Below are 14,230 nucleotides of genomic sequence, written 5' to 3' on the forward strand. Positions count from 1 at the left end.
CGGGCTCGCCCGGCTTGTCGCCCGGCTTCTGCGCCTTCGGATCGGGCTCCTGCCCTGGCCGCGATGCGGGGTGATTGCCGGGCTTGTCCCGGTCCGGGCTGGTCATGGGGTCTGGCTTGTCCGATGCCATCCTGAGTCTCCGATGCAGGCTGCGGCGAAGCAACGCCGGACCCGGCCCGATGGCTTCGAAATCCGTGCCCTGCTGCCGGCGACCGGCGTGCATGTTCCGCTGTCGCGATGCCGGCCTGCATCCCAGCGGTTGCGGAAGACGGCGAGAGTCCGGACGCCTGCCGCAGCACTCCGCTGACCGTCAGGGCTGGATCGTCGGGCCGGAGCGCGCGGCTTGCCATGACGCCCCATGCGAAGCCGGCGGCGGATGGCAGCCCCGTTCAGCAGCAGATCCGCCTCGATCCGTCGATGCGACGCTGCCGCGGCATGGGAGGCAGCGGCATGGCATGCCCGCGCGATCGGGAACTCCCGCGGCTCGTCAGCGCCGCGCGGCGGGTCGCCATCCGCCGCACCACGATGTCGCGCGCCATGGGCATTCCCCTGATCTCGTCACCGGCCGCCTGAAGCCGTGCCGCGCCCTGTCTTCCGGGCCGACCGGGCGCATGCCATGCTGCCCGAAATGGGAGGACGCGCCATGCAGGAACGGCGCTTCGATGTGGTCGTGGCGGGATGCGGCGCCGCGGGCCTGTCCGCCGCCGTTGCTGCCGCCGAGGCGGGTGCGCGGGTCGCGGTGCTGGAACGCGCGCCGCGTGAGGAGCGAGGCGGCCAGAGCCGCTACACCGAAGCCTATCTGCGGATGAAGAGCGAGGCCGAAGTCACCGACGACTTCGAGACGCATCTCGCCGAGAACAGCAGCGGCTATGTGGATCCCGATCTGATCGAGGAGAGCGCCCGTCCCGCCGGCGAGCGCGCGCCCTATGCCAATGCGCTGTCGATCGCCGAGCCCGGCTTCATCGCCACCTTCGCCGACCAGGCCGGGCCGACCATTGCCTGGCTGAAGGGCTTCGGCCTGCGCTTCGATTTCCTGCCGACGCAATTCCTGACGAAGTCCCAGCCGCGCCTGCTGCCGGTGGGCGGCGGCCTCGCGCTGGTGGAGGGCATGGCGGCGCGGGCCGAGGCGCTGGGCGTCGCCTTCCTCTACGAAACGACGGCGGAGCAACTGGAGCGTGACGCGCAGGGCTGCGTGACCGGGCTGGTGGCGCGCAGCCGCGCCGAGGGGCGGCTGCGCCTGCAGGGCCGCGTCGTGCTGGCCTGCGGCGGGTTCGAGGGCAATGCCGAGATGCTGGCGCGCTATATCGGCCCGCGCGCCGCCTTCCTGCGGCCGATCTGCAAGGGCGCCAATTTCAACCGTGGCGACGGGATCCGCATGGCGCTGGAGGTCGGCGCCGCGACCGCCGGGGATTTCGGCAGCTACCATGCCGAGCCGATCGACCCCCGCTCGGGCGTCTCCGAGCCCTCCGTCTTCATCTTCCCATACGGCATCCTGGTGAACAAGGACGGCCACCGTTTCACCGATGAGGCGCCGGGCACGGTGGATGCGCATTATGAAAGCGTGACGCGCCGGATCTTCGAGCAGCGCGACGGCCTGGCGCATGTGATCCTGGATGCGAAGCACCTGCGCATCCCGAATCACCGGCTCGCCATCCGCACCGACAAGCCGCCGGTCGTGGCGGCGACGCTCGAGGAGATGGCGGCGAAGCTCGGCCTGCCGGCCGAGGCGCTGGCCGGGACCGTGCGGGCCTACAACGCCGCCTGCATGCCGGGCGAATGGAAGCCGCTGGAACCCGACGGCCTCGCCACCCGCGGCCTCACCCCGCCCAAGTCGAACTGGGCCCTGCCGCTGGACGAGCCGCCCTTCCATGCCTATCCGATCATCTCCGCCAATGTCTTCACCTTCGGCGGGGTGAAGGTGGACAGCGAGGGCCGGGGGCTGGACGGCGATGGCTGGCCGATCGAGGGCCTCTATGCCGCCGGCGAGATCATCGGGACCTATTATCGCACCTATACCGGCGCGACCTCCGTGCTGAAGGGGCTGGTCTTCGGCAGGCTGGCGGGCAGGCATGCGGCGCGCCGGGCCAATGCGGCCTGAGCCGATGCGCATCTGGCACCAGAGCTTCAGCGACCTGGACCGCGTGCCGGTCTACCGCGCGACCCTGGCGCGGCATGTGGCGGCGGTGATGCCGGCGGGCGACAGCGTGGCGCTGCATGGCCTCAGGCCCGGGACCTACGGGGTGGAATTCGCGCCGATCCACGCCATCCGGCACCGCTACCTGGAGATGCTGAACGAGCAGCAGGTGGTGGAGGCGGCGCTGGCCGCCGAGCGCGAAGGCTACGATGCCTTCGCCCTCGGCTGCTTCTACGACCCGGCGCTGCGTGCCTGCCGGTCGCTGGTGGACATCCCCTGCATGGGGCTTTCCGAGACCTGCATGCTGGTCGCCTGCTCGCTGGGCCACCGCTTCGGTCTGGTTTCGCTGGAGGAGAGCCAGCGCGCCCAGCATGAGGAACTGGCCCGCGCCTATGGGCTGCGGGAGCGGCTGGCCGGCGTGGTGCCGATGCACCCGCCGATCGACGAGTACATGCTGGAGGTGGACGAGGCGGCCGCGCGCCCGTTGCTGGACGCCTTCGCCGAGGCCTGCGGGCGGCTGGTGGCCATGGGGGCGGAGGTGCTGATCCCGGGCGACGGCTTCCTGAACGAATTCGCCTGGCGCCATGGCGTGCGGCGCCTGCATGGCGCGCCGGTGATGGATGCGCTCGGCACGCTGTTCCGGCACGCCGCCTTCATGGCCGGGGCAAGGACGGCGCTGGGGCTCAAGGTCAGCCGCATCGGCCACTACGCCAGGCCGCCCCCCGCGATGCTGGCGCAGGCGCGCGCCGCCGCCGGGGTCGGGCCCATGGCGGAGGGCGACTTCTCGGGCGGCAACGACCGCTGAACGAAGGAAGGGAGGAAACAACCATGATCAGACGCATGCTCCTGCTGGCGACGGCGCTCGCCGGCCTCGGCGCGCTGCCCGCCGCGGCGCAGCCGGCCCCGAAGCGGGAGGCGATCCGCATCGGCATCCTCAGCGATCTCTCCGGCAGCTTCGCCGATGTCGCCGGCCCTGGCTCGGTCGTCGCGGCGCAGCTCGCGGCGGAGGATTTCGGCGGCCGCGCCGCGGGGCTGCCGGTGCAGATCCTCTCCGGCGACCACCAGAACCGCGCCGATACCGGTTCCGCCCTCGCCCGCCGCTGGTTCGACACGGAAGGCGTGGATGCGGTGGTGGACCTGCCCAATTCGGCGATCGCGCTGGCGGTGGGCGAGGTGGCGCGCAGCGCCAACCGGGTGGCCCTGGTGACGGCGGCGGTCGCCAGCCGCCTGACCGGCGATGCCTGCTCACCCAACCTGGTCCACTACTCGCTCGACACCTGGTCCATGTCCAACGTGCCGAGCCGCGCGCTGGTGCAGGCCGGCGGGGCAACCTGGTTCTACGTGACCGCCGATTACGCCTTCGGCCATGATCTCGAGAAACAATCGATGGATGCGGTGACGCGGGCGGGCGGCAAGGTGCTCGGCTCGGTCCGGCATCCGCTCGGCACCACCGATTTCTCCTCCGTGCTGCTGCAGGCCCAGGCGTCCCGCGCCAACATCGTGGCGCTGGCGAATTCCCAGGCGGACTTCATCAACGCGATGAAGCAGACCTCGGAATTCGGCCTGGCCCGGCGCGGGCAGCGCGTGGTCGGCCTGGCGGTCTATGTCTCGGACATCGTCTCGCTCGGCCTGGAGGCGACGCAGGGCGCGACCGTGGTCGGCAACTGGTACTGGGACCTGAACGACGGCACGCGCAGCTTCGCCCGCCGCTTCGGCGAAAGGATGGGTGGGCGCATGCCGACCGACCTGCAGGCCAATGTCTATGCCGCGGTGACGCATTTCCTCCGGGCGGCGGAGGCGCTGGGGAGTTCCACGGATGGGCGCGCCATCGTCGCCAGGATGAAGGCGCTGCCGACGGAGGATTCCATCTTCGGTCGCGGGATGATCCGCGCCGATGGCCGCCGTGTCAGCCCGGTCTACGTCTTCAACGTGAAGTCGCCCGCGGAATCCCGCGGACGCTACGACGTCTACAGGCTGGAGCGGGAGGTGCCGGTCGAGGAGGCCTATCGTCCCCTCGAACAGGGCGGCTGTCCCCTGGTCCGCGGCGGATGACGGAAACGCAGGCCGGGGCGCGGGGTGACAGGCCGGATCCGCCGGCGCTCGCGCCAGGCGGAGGCTCGCTCAGCGGACGGGATGCCTGCATGGACGCTTTCCCGATTGCCTGACCCTGCATCACCATGAGGCATGACAGGGGCAACCTCTCACTGCGAGAAGACAATGGACGATTTCGATCAATCCCTGCGCGAGTTCCAGCTTGCGGAACAGGCCCGGCGTTCCGCCGCGACCTGGCTCAAATCCTTCGAGTCGGCTCTCGCATCCCGTGATGCGTCACGGATCGGCGCCTTGTTCCATGCGGACTCCCATTGGCGGGATATCCTGGCCTTCACATGGACCTTCAGCTCCGCCGCGGGCCGGGACGGCATCGCGGCGCGACTCGCGGCGGAACAGGCGCGCACGGCCGCGCATGGCTTCCACCTGCCGCGAGGCCGGAAGCCGCCACGGCGGGTGACGCGCCTCGGCATCGACAGCATCGAGGCGATCTTCGAGTTCACCACGGCCGAGGGGCGCGGGGCAGGAATCATCCGCCTGTCGCCGGCCGGCGATGACGGCGGGGAGAAGAAGGCCTGGCTCCTTTCGACCACGCTTGAGACGCTTGCGGGGCATGAGGAGAAGATCGGCGCCAACCGGCCGACCGGGGCGGCCTATTCGCGGAATTTCGGCGGCGACAACTGGGCCGACATGCGCCGGAAGGCCAGCGCCTATGACGACCGGGAGCCGACGGTTCTCGTCATCGGCGGCGCCCAGGCGGGGCTCTCGATCGCCGCACGGCTCAACCAGATCGGCGTCGACACGCTCGTCGTCGAGAGATGGCCACGCATCGGCGACAGCTGGCGGAAGCGCTACCACTCGCTCGCGCTGCACAACTCGATCCACCTGAACCATCTGCCCTACATGGAATTCCCGCCGACCTGGCCGAAATACATCCCGAAGGACATGCTGGGAAACTGGTTCGAGTTTTATGCCGATGCCATGGAGATCAACTGCTGGACGGATACGGAATTCGTCAGCGGCGCCTGGGACGGGAAGGCCAGGTGCTGGACGGCCCGGCTGAAGCGGTCCGACGGCACCGAACGCGTCGTCCGGCCCCGGCATCTCGTCTTCGCCAATGGCGTCAGCAGCTATCCCATCATCCCCGACCTGCCGGGCCTTGCGGACTTCAAGGGACAGATCATCCACTCCGAAGGCTTCGAGAGCGGCGCCGGCTGGAAGGGGAAGAACGCGCTCATCCTGGGGACCGGCAGCAGCGCCAATGACATCGCGCTCGACCTGCACAGCCATGGCGTGAACACAACGCTCATCCAGCGCGGGTCCACGACCGTCGTATCGATCGACCCGAGTGCCAGGCTCAACGAGGCGATCTGGGATGAGGGGGGACCGCTCGAGGATTGCGATCTGATCGTCTCCTCCGCGACGCCGCCCCTGATCGTCAAGGGCTACAAGGCCGTTACGAAGCGCATGCTCGAGTTCGACCGGGAGATGATCGAGGGGCTGAAGGGCATCGGCTTCAAGCATGATGTCGGCGAGGACGAGGCCGGCCACCAGATGAAGTATTTCCGGCGCGGCGGCGGCTACAACCTCGATGCGGGCAGCTCGGCTCTCATGATCAAGGGCGAGCTGGGCCTGCTGCAGTATGACCGGATCGAGCGCTTCACCGCCGATGGCGTGCTCCTGAAGGATGGATCGACGGTTCCCGCCGACCTCATCGTGCTGGCGACCGGCTACTACCCGCAACAGGAGCTCGTCCGCCGCGCGCTCGGCGATGAGATGGTGGAACGCATCGGGCCGGTCTGGGGCATCGGGGAGGATGGCGAGCTCAACAACATGTACAAGCGCACGCCGCAGGAATGCCTCTGGTTCATCGCCGGTGGCCTGTCGCAATGCCGGATCAACTCGAAATACCTCGCCCTGCAGATCAAGGCGATGGAACTCGGGAAGCTCGGCCCGCTCTGAAGGGGGGGGCACGCGGACGTTCCGGCCTGGGGTATTGTCCTCGCTCGACGCGGCGGTGTTGATGCCCGCTTCCCCGCCGCCTTGCCCTTGCTGCAGGGGATCTGCGCCGCAGGTCCCCGGCGGTCCGTGGCCGGGGCGCCCGTGCAGGGCGCCGCCGCCGGTTCGCCCCCGGGCCCGCCCGTTATCGGCGCAGTTGCGGGAGAACCTCGGCACGGGCGCGGGCGACGTCGGCCTCGAAGTCGATCTCGACCCAGGGCAGGTCGCTCACGTCATGCGCGCCGAACCGCTCGGGCTGCGCCAGGATCAGGTCGCGGATCGCCTCCTCGTATTCCAGGCCCGTCTGGCCGCGCGCGACATAGGCGCCGCAGCGTTCGGCCAGGGCTCCGGCCATCGCGCCGGAGAAGCGGAAGAAGCCGACGGATTCGCCATGCCAGTCATGCGCGTGCTCGGGCCGCTTGCGGAAGTCCACGATGCGGCCGTCGCGGAAGCAGATCTTCACCGGCTCGTCGCCCGGCTCGATATCGCGGTCCACCAGCAGGATGTTCTCGCCCGGCGCCTCGACCAGGCGGCGGATCATGCCGGGGTCGTAGAGCACGTCGCCATCCATCAGCAGCAGCGGCTGCCCGGCCTGCAGGCACTCCGACTGCACCCAGAGCGACAGCAGGCTGCCTTCGCGGAAGCGCGGGTTGTGCACGAAGCCGACGCGGTCGCGCCAGCCCAGTCGCTCCACTTCCGCCTCGATCATCTCCCGCTCATAGCCGACGGTGATGCTCACCCGCCCGATGCCGGCGGCCTGCAGGGCGTCCAGGTGGCGCTGCAGGAGCGTGCGGCCGCCGAATTCGAGCATGACCTTCGGCGGATGACCATCGATCCCGAGCCGTCGTCCGATGCCGGCGGCAAGGATGACGGCAGTTGCAGTCGGGCAGTGCTGCAAGTAGATGTACTCCGAATTCTGACCGGATCGTGACACGGCGCCTGCGGGAAATCCAGGCTAAGCGGCCGGCCTGCCATCCAGACAGCCAAGGGGTCCAGCCTTGAACGATGCGACGCCGACCGGCCCGCGCAGCACAGGCATCGCGCCGCGCTCCGGCGTGTCGAGATTCGCCGCCCTGCGGCGGGAGATCACCTCGCCCACGCTGTCCTTCCTGATGGAGGCGCATGACGGCCTCTCCGCCAAGATCGTGGAGGAGGCGGGATTCCGCGGCGTCTGGGCCTCCGGCCTGACCACCTCCGCCGCGCTCGGCCTGCGCGACAGCAACGAGGCGTCCTGGACGCAGGTGCTGGACCAGCTCGAATACATGGCGGATGCCACCAGCCTGCCCATCCTGGTGGATGGCGACACAGGCCATGGCAATTTCAACAATGTCCGCCGCTTCGTCCGCAAGCTGGGCGAGCGGGGCCTGGCCGGCGTCTGCATCGAGGACAAGCTCTTCCCGAAGACCAACTCCTTCATCGGGGAAGGCCAGGCGCTCGCCGATATCGAGGAGTTCTGCGGCCGCATCAAGGCCGGCAAGGACAGCCAGGTGGATGACGGCTTCGTCCTGGTGGCGCGGGTCGAGGCGCTGATCGCCGGCCACGGCATGGCGGAGGCGCTGCGCCGGGCGGAGGCCTATCACCGCGCCGGGGCCGATGCGATCCTGATCCACTCCAAGCGCTCTACCGCCGAGGAGATCCTCGCCTTCGCCCGCGCCTGGGACAACCGCGCGCCGCTGGTGATCGTGCCGACCATGTACTATGCGACGCCCACCTCCGTGTACCGGGAGGCCGGCATCTCCACCGTCATCTGGGCCAACCACCTGCTGCGCTCGGCGATCGTCGCCATGCGCGAGACCGCTTCGCGCATCGCCGAGGACGAATCGCTGATGCGGGTCGAGGGCCAGGTGGCCTCGGTGAAGGAGGTGTTCCGCCTCGTCGGCAATGCCGAGCTGGAGGAGGCCGAGCGGCGCTACCTGCCGGCGCGGCCGAGCGTCGGCGCGGTGGTCCTCGCGGCCTCCGGCGGCGATCTCGGCGCGCTCACCGCCGACCGGCCGAAATGCATGGTGGATATCCGCGGCCGGCCCCTGCTCGGCAGTCTCGTGCACACCCTGCGCGAGAGCGGGGTGCGCGACGTCACCGTGGTGCGCGGCTATCGCAAGGAGGCGGTGCAGCTCGAGGGCGTGCGCATGGTCGATAACGACCGCCATGCCGAGACCGGCGAGCTTTGGTCGCTCGCCTGCGCCCGCAACGCCCTCCGCGGCGAGACGGTGATCGCCTATGGCGACGTGCTGTTCAAGCGCCACATCCTCGACGGCCTGTTGACCAGCGAGGCCGATATCGTGCTGGCGGTGGACAGCCAGGGCGCCGCGCCGCGCGCCGGCGGCACCACCCCGCGCGACCTGGTGGCCGCCGACCGGCGCTTCTCCGGCGACTACCTGGACGACGCCCCCGCCCATCTCCGCCGCATCGCCAGCGACCTGCCGGCCGGGGAGGTCTGCGGCGAGTGGATGGGCCTCGCCCGGTTCAGCGCCCGCGGCGCCGGCTGGCTGCGGGAGGAGATCGCCGCGATCGAGGCCGAAGGGCTGCTGGAGCGCGCCGACCTGCCGCTGCTGCTCACCCGGCTGGCGGCGCGCCACCCGGTCCGGGTGCTCTATTTCACCGGCCATTGGCTCGATGTCGATACGCTCGGCGACCTCGCCGAGGCGCGCAACCTGGGCTAGCCTCCGCCCCCGATGATCACCGCGACCGATTTCTTCGCCGAGGCCGGGCGCGCCGGCTTCGATTTCTACACCGGCGTGCCCTGCAGCTTCCTGACGCCCTTGATCAACGGCGCCCTCTCCGCGCCCGGCCTCGCCTATGTCGGCGCGGCGAGCGAGGGCGAGGCGGTGGCGATCGCGGCCGGGGCCTGGCTGGCCGGGCGCCGCACGGTGGTCATGTGCCAGAATTCCGGCCTGGGCAACGCGGTCAACCCGCTGACCTCGCTGAACGAGCCCTTCCGCATCCCGACCCTGCTGCTGGCCACCTGGCGCGGCGAGCCCGGCATCCCGGACGAGCCGCAGCACGCGCTGATGGGGCGCATCACCCAGGACCTGCTCTCGGTCATCGGCGTGCCGCATGCGCCCTTCCCGGCGGCGCGGGAGGCGATCGCGCCGGCCCTCGCCGCGGCGGCCGGGCGCATGGAGGCCTCCGGCCTGCCCTTCGCCTTCGTCGTGCGCAAGGGCGATGTGGCGGAGGAGGCGCTGGCCGTGCCGGAGCGCGCGCCGCCCGCGCCGGGACGGCGGTCGGATTTCCCCGCCGAGGGGCCGCGGCCAAGCCGCGCCGCGGCGCTGGAGCGCTTCCTGCAACTGGTCCCGGAGGATGGCGCGGTCATCGCCACCACCGGCAAATGCGGCCGGGAGCTCTTCACCCTGGCCGACCGGCCGCAGCACCTCTACCAGGTCGGCTCCATGGGCGGGGCGAGCGGCATGGCGCTCGGCGTCGCGCTCAACACCACGGGGCCGGTCTTCGTGCTGGATGGCGACGGCGCGGCGCTGATGAAGCTCGGCACCTTCGCCACCATCGGGGCGGAGGCGCCGCGCAACCTCATCCACATCCTGCTCGACAACGGCGTGCATGACTCGACCGGCGGCCAGCCCACCGTCTCCCCCGGGGTGGATTTCGCCGGCGTCGCACTTGCCTGCGGCTATGCCCGTGCCGCCGCCTGCGCGACGCTCCCGGGCTTCGAGGCGGCGCTGCGGGAGGCGATGGCCGGCCCTGGCCCCGCGCTCATTCATCTGCGGATCGCCCCCGGCTCCATGGCGAAGCTCGGCCGCCCCACCGTGACGCCGCCCGAGGTGGCGCAGCGCTTCCGCGCCTTCCTCGCGGCGCGCGAGGCCGCGCGCCGGGACGGGCCGGCCCCCCGGTGAGGTGGTCCAGCCTCGTCACCCTCCTGGTCGGGGTTGCGGTCGCCGGCTTCCTCTTCGCCGCGAACGACCCCGCCGAGATCCTCGGCCTCCTCGCCGGCGCGGGCTGGGGGATGCTCGCCGTCATCGCGCTCCGCCTGCCGCAGATGCTGGCCTCCGCCCTGGGCTGGGCGCCGCTCATCGAGGGCGCCCGGCCGGGCTGGGCCGTGCTGTTCCGCATGCGCTGGATCCGGGATGCGGTGAACGCGCTGCTGCCTGTGGCGCAGGTGGGGGGCGATGTGGTGCGGGCCCAGCTCCTCATCCGCCGCGGGACCGGCGCGGTGCCGGCGACGGCGAGCGTCTCGGTCGATCTCGCGGCCGAGCTCGCCTCCCAATTCGCCTTCGCGGCGATCGGCCTGGCAGTGCTGTGGCAGCTGCCGCACCAGGGCGCGGCCGCCGACTGGGCGGTGGCCGCGGCGGCGGTGCTCGGCGCCATGGCGCTGGGCTTCATGGCGGCGCAGCGCTGGGGCCTGTTCCGGCTGGTGGAGCGGCTGGCGCCGAAGCTCGCCCGCCGGTCCGGGCACGGGGAGCAGGCCGCCATGGCAGGGCTGCATGAGGCGGTGGTCCGCCTCTACCGCCAGCCGGGCCGGCTCTGGGGCAGCGGGGCGGCGCATCTTGCCTCCTGGCTGCTCGGGGTGCTGGAGACCTGGGTGGCGCTGCGCATCCTCGGCATCGAGGCCGGGCTCGCCGAGGCGCTGGTGATCGAGAGCCTCGGCCAGCTTGCCCGCAGCCTCGGCTTCATGGTGCCCGGAGCGGTCGGGGTGCAGGAGGGCGGCTTCGTCCTCGCCTGCGGGCTCTTCGGCATCCCGCCGGAGCAGGCGCTGGCCTTCGCGCTGCTGCGCCGGATCCGCGACATCGTGCTCGGCCTGCCCGGCATCATCGCCTGGCGCTGGGACGCGATGGCCGCGCCACGCCCGGCCCTCATCGCCGCAGGGAGGACAGGACACCCATGACCGACCCGATCCTGCTGACGCCCGGGCCCCTCACCACCCGGATCGAGACGCGCCGCGCCATGCTGCGCGACTGGGGCTCCCGCGACCCCGCCTTCATCGCGCTCACGGCCGAGCTGCGCGCACGGCTGCTGGCCGTGGCGCAGGGCGGGGCCACCCATGCCTGCGTGCCGTTGCAGGGCTCCGGCACCTTCATCGTCGAGGCGACCCTCGCCACCCTGCTGCGGCCCGGCGACAAGCTGCTGGTGCTGGCCAATGGCGCCTATGGCGAGCGCATCGCCGCCATCACCCGGCGCATGGGCCGCGCCGTGGAGGTGCTGCGCTGGCCGGAGGACCGGCCGGTCGAGCCCGGGCGCGTCGCCGCGGCGCTGGCGGCCGATCCCGGTCTGACCCATGTCGCCCTGGTGCATTGCGAGACGACGACCGGCCTGCTCAACCCGCTGGCCGAGGTCGCGGCGGTGGTGGCCGCCGCGGGGCGGCGCCTGCTGCTCGATGCCATGAGCAGCTTCGGCGCCATCGGGATCGACCTCCGCAGCCTGCCGGTCACGGCCGTCATGGCCTCCTCCAACAAATGCCTGGAGGGGGTGCCGGGCATCGGCTTCGCCCTGATCGAGCGGACGGTGCTGGCGGCGGCGGAGGGCGTCAGCCCCTCGGTCAGCCTGGACCTGCATGCCCAGTGGCGCGGCCTGGAGAAGGACGGCCAGTGGCGCTTCACCCCGCCGGTGCAGGTGGTGGCGGCGCTGGTCGAGGCGCTCAGGCTGCTGGAGGCGGAGGGTGGCCCGCCGGCCCGGCTGGCGCGCTATGCGGAGAATTGCCGCACCCTGCTGGCCGGCATGCGCCGCCTGGGCTTCAGCCTCTATCTGGAGGACGCGCTGCAGGCGCCGATCATCGCCACCTTCCGCATGCCCGAGGCGCGGCCGCTCCGCTTCGCCGAATTCTACGATGCCCTCGCCGCGCGTGGCTTCCTGATCTATCCGGGCAAGCTGACCCAGGCCGAGACCTTCCGCATCGGCTGCATCGGCGCGATCGGCCGCCGGGACATGGAGCGGCTGCTGGCGGCGGTGGAGGCCGTGCTGGGCGAGATGGCGACGGCCTGAAGCGGCCGCGCCGGCGGAAGGCGTGTGTGTCTGCACCGCCATCCGCCGGAACTCGTCGCGGGCGGGCCGAGGCTTGCTTCCGGGCGTCCGGCCCCGTCCGCGACCTGCCCTACGGCGCCAGGTCCGGCCGCGATCCCCGCAGCCCGAGCCAGAGGGCGGCGAGCGGCGTGACCACCGCGGCGGCGGCGATCATCGGCACGGCCGCGCCGATCCAGACGAGAATGGGCACCAGGATCAGCGCATCGTCCGGATCGATGATGATGCCCGGCGAGGGCTCCCAGCCGCGTGGCTGCGCCAGGCGCAGGCCGAAGAGCTGCCAGAAAAGGGTGCCGATCCCCACCCCGGCGACGAGGCCGAGCAGCGGACCCCAGAGGCCGAGCACCTCCTGCAGGCCGATCCCGATACCGATCATGGCCATGACGTTGGACGCGCAATCGCTGATGATGTCGTACCAGTAGCCGCCCGGGCTGGATTGCCCGGTCTGCCGCGCCAGTTCGCCATCCGCCCGGTCCAGCAGCATGGACAGCACGAAGATGGCGCCGCCGATGGCCGGCCAGAGGGGGCCGCCCACCGCGAAGGCCGCCGCCGCCGCCATGCCGGTGGCGAGGCGCAGCGTGGTGATGTGGTTCGGCGTCACGCCCGTGGGCGCGACGGCCCTGACCGCCGGCCGGACGATGCGATGAATCACGGTGTTGGTGCTCACATCCTGCCCTCTGCCCGGGATCCGCGCGGAAGCCTTGCCATGGCCGCGGGGACGGCCGCCCGGCCGTGCCCCGGGCCGGCCCCGACGCGACAGGCGCCTCCCTTGCCCGGCATTCGGCCGGGTTTCAAGGGCACCGCGCCGTGCCGCGGGTGGCCATACCCGTCCGCATAAGTCCTGACCTGCAGCCGCCGCAGGCGGCTGAGCGCCCGAACGGTCGGGCCCCCATGGAAGATGCCGGAGGCATCTTCCATGGGCACCGGGGGCGCCGCGCCCAGTGGCGCGTAGCCAAGCTGCAGCGCGGCGCCGGCGACTGAGGCCGCATAAATGCGTCAGCATTCATGCGGATTAGTATCAGACCACGCCGCCCTTGGCCTTCACCGGGATGCGCAGGTAGCGGACGCCGTTCGCCTCGGCCTGCGGGAAGCGGCCGGCGCGGATGTTCACCTGGATGGAGGGCAGCAGCAGCGTCGGCGCGGCCAGCCCGGCATCGCGCTGCGTGCGGAAGCGGACGAACTCCTCCTCCGTCACGCCGTCCTTCACATGCGGGTTGTGCGCGCGCTGCTCGGCCACCGTGCTCTGCCAGGCATACTCGTCGCGCCCCGGCGCCTTGTAGTCGTGGCACATCCAGAGCCGCGTCTCCGGCGGCAGGGCGAGCAGGCGGCGGATGGAGCGGAACAGCGCATGGGCGTCGCCGCCGGGGAAATCGGCCCGTGCCGTGCCGTAGTCGTGCATGAAGATGGTGTCGCCGACGAAGACGTCGCCGCCGATCCGATACGCGATGTCGGCCGGCGTGTGGCCCGGCAGGTGCATCACCTCGACCGTCAGGTGGCCGAGCGGGAAGCGCTCGCCGTCCCGGAACAGCCGGTCGAAGTCGCCGCCTTCCGGCTTCACGTCCTGCGCGTCGAAGACCGGGCGGAAGATCCGCTGCACGTCCTTGATGTGCTCGCCGATGCCGATCGGCGCGCCGGTCTTCGCCTTGATATAGGGCGCCGCCGTCAGGTGGTCGGCATGCGCGTGTGTCTCCAGCACCCAGCGGATGACGACGCCTTCCTCCCGGGCGGCCTGCAGCATGCGGTCGGCGAAGGCGGTGTCGGCGGTGCCCGACTTGTGGTCCCAGTCCAGCACCGGGTCGATGACGGCGGCCTCCTGCGTGGCCGGGTCCCAGACCAGGTAGCTGACCGTGTTCGTCGGTTCGTCGAAGAAGGCGCGGATTGCCGCCTTGTCCATGATGTCCTCCTCCGCCCCGGGATGGGGCTTGAAACTCATATAAGAAATCTCTTATTGAGAGCAAGCTTATAGTCTTACTGTGTCAAAGCTTTCCGGTCTTCCTATATGTGGGGGATGGTAGAGAGGCAGACAAGGCGGCCGAGGACGGGCGAGGCGCGGTTCGCGGCCTATCTGGGGGCGATCACGGCGGG

The 14,230-nt window shown here is 71.1% G+C and carries 12 protein-coding genes; 9 read left to right on the top strand and 3 right to left on the bottom strand.

Annotation, left to right across the window (positions count from 1 at the left end):
- The first annotated feature begins 237 nt into the window (after positions 1 to 237).
- The 5 genes from LHA35_RS19780 to LHA35_RS19800 all read left to right on the top strand — a co-directional run bounded on the left by LHA35_RS19780 (position 238) and on the right by LHA35_RS19800 (position 6,145).
- Positions 238 to 573, top strand: coding sequence for a hypothetical protein (locus LHA35_RS19780; protein ID WP_226611337.1), 336 nt, complete (start codon positions 238 to 240; stop codon positions 571 to 573).
- Positions 574 to 643: 70 nt separating this feature from the next.
- Positions 644 to 2,098: an FAD-dependent oxidoreductase gene (locus LHA35_RS19785; RefSeq protein ID WP_226611339.1), complete on the top strand. Its 1,455-nt coding sequence runs from the start codon at positions 644 to 646 to the stop codon at positions 2,096 to 2,098.
- Positions 2,099 to 2,102: 4 nt separating this feature from the next.
- Entirely contained in the window at positions 2,103 to 2,939 is an 837-nt protein-coding gene (locus tag LHA35_RS19790; RefSeq protein ID WP_226611341.1) for an aspartate/glutamate racemase family protein, read from the top strand.
- 23 nt (positions 2,940 to 2,962) lie between these two features.
- A complete protein-coding gene (locus LHA35_RS19795; protein WP_226611344.1) occupies positions 2,963 to 4,186 on the top strand; it encodes an ABC transporter substrate-binding protein in 1,224 nt (407 codons plus the stop codon).
- Positions 4,187 to 4,351: 165 nt separating this feature from the next.
- Positions 4,352 to 6,145 (top strand): flavin-containing monooxygenase, encoded by a 1,794-nt coding sequence (locus LHA35_RS19800; protein ID WP_226611346.1) that lies wholly within the window; start codon positions 4,352 to 4,354, stop codon positions 6,143 to 6,145.
- A gap of 181 nt (positions 6,146 to 6,326) precedes the next feature.
- On the opposite strand, the gene LHA35_RS19805 is transcribed toward LHA35_RS19800, so the two are convergent.
- The gene (locus tag LHA35_RS19805; RefSeq protein WP_226611363.1) at positions 6,327 to 7,049 is read right to left on the bottom strand and encodes a phosphocholine cytidylyltransferase family protein; all 723 of its coding nucleotides are present in this window, start codon (positions 7,047 to 7,049) and stop codon (positions 6,327 to 6,329) included.
- A gap of 130 nt (positions 7,050 to 7,179) precedes the next feature.
- Between LHA35_RS19805 and aepX the strand changes: the two genes are divergently transcribed.
- Genes aepX through LHA35_RS19825 form a run of 4 tightly spaced genes read left to right on the top strand, consistent with a single transcriptional unit; the run spans position 7,180 to position 12,109 of the window.
- A complete protein-coding gene (aepX, locus tag LHA35_RS19810) occupies positions 7,180 to 8,841 on the top strand; it encodes a phosphoenolpyruvate mutase (protein ID WP_226611348.1) in 1,662 nt (553 codons plus the stop codon).
- Between the two features lie 12 nt (positions 8,842 to 8,853).
- The gene (aepY, locus tag LHA35_RS19815; protein WP_226611350.1) at positions 8,854 to 10,026 is read left to right on the top strand and encodes a phosphonopyruvate decarboxylase; all 1,173 of its coding nucleotides are present in this window, start codon (positions 8,854 to 8,856) and stop codon (positions 10,024 to 10,026) included.
- The gene (locus LHA35_RS19820) at positions 10,023 to 11,015 is read left to right on the top strand and encodes a lysylphosphatidylglycerol synthase domain-containing protein (RefSeq protein WP_226611352.1); all 993 of its coding nucleotides are present in this window, start codon (positions 10,023 to 10,025) and stop codon (positions 11,013 to 11,015) included. The genes aepY and LHA35_RS19820 overlap by 4 nt, the downstream gene beginning before the upstream one ends.
- Entirely contained in the window at positions 11,012 to 12,109 is a 1,098-nt protein-coding gene (locus tag LHA35_RS19825; protein ID WP_226611355.1) for a 2-aminoethylphosphonate--pyruvate transaminase, read from the top strand. Before LHA35_RS19820 ends, LHA35_RS19825 begins: the two co-directional genes overlap by 4 nt.
- A gap of 109 nt (positions 12,110 to 12,218) precedes the next feature.
- On the opposite strand, the gene LHA35_RS29010 is transcribed toward LHA35_RS19825, so the two are convergent.
- Positions 12,219 to 12,812 carry a CDP-alcohol phosphatidyltransferase family protein gene (locus LHA35_RS29010; protein ID WP_226611357.1) on the bottom strand — a complete coding sequence of 198 codons (594 nt, stop codon included), beginning with the start codon at positions 12,810 to 12,812 and terminating at the stop codon, positions 12,219 to 12,221.
- 351 nt (positions 12,813 to 13,163) lie between these two features.
- The gene (locus LHA35_RS19835) at positions 13,164 to 14,078 is read right to left on the bottom strand and encodes an MBL fold metallo-hydrolase (RefSeq protein WP_226611359.1); all 915 of its coding nucleotides are present in this window, start codon (positions 14,076 to 14,078) and stop codon (positions 13,164 to 13,166) included.
- Between the last annotated feature and the right edge of the window lie 152 nt (positions 14,079 to 14,230).

Source organism: Roseicella aerolata (assembly GCF_020523605.1).
Taxonomy (GTDB): domain Bacteria; phylum Pseudomonadota; class Alphaproteobacteria; order Acetobacterales; family Acetobacteraceae; genus Paracraurococcus; species Paracraurococcus aerolatus.

Bases quoted from the DNA above. Each gene is read 5' to 3' on its own strand.
- LHA35_RS19800 (WP_226611346.1), top strand. From the start codon at position 4,352: ATGGACGATTTCGATCAATCCCTGCGCGAGTTCCAGCTTGCGGAACAG.
- aepY (WP_226611350.1), top strand. From the start codon at position 8,854: ATGATCACCGCGACCGATTTCTTCGCCGAGGCCGGGCGCGCCGGCTTC.
- LHA35_RS19795 (WP_226611344.1), top strand. From the start codon at position 2,963: ATGATCAGACGCATGCTCCTGCTGGCGACGGCGCTCGCCGGCCTCGGC.
- LHA35_RS19790 (WP_226611341.1), top strand. From the start codon at position 2,103: ATGCGCATCTGGCACCAGAGCTTCAGCGACCTGGACCGCGTGCCGGTC.
- LHA35_RS19825 (WP_226611355.1), top strand. From the start codon at position 11,012: ATGACCGACCCGATCCTGCTGACGCCCGGGCCCCTCACCACCCGGATC.
- LHA35_RS19835 (WP_226611359.1), bottom strand. From the start codon at position 14,078: ATGAGTTTCAAGCCCCATCCCGGGGCGGAGGAGGACATCATGGACAAG.
- LHA35_RS19785 (WP_226611339.1), top strand. From the start codon at position 644: ATGCAGGAACGGCGCTTCGATGTGGTCGTGGCGGGATGCGGCGCCGCG.
- LHA35_RS19780 (WP_226611337.1), top strand. From the start codon at position 238: ATGCCGGCCTGCATCCCAGCGGTTGCGGAAGACGGCGAGAGTCCGGAC.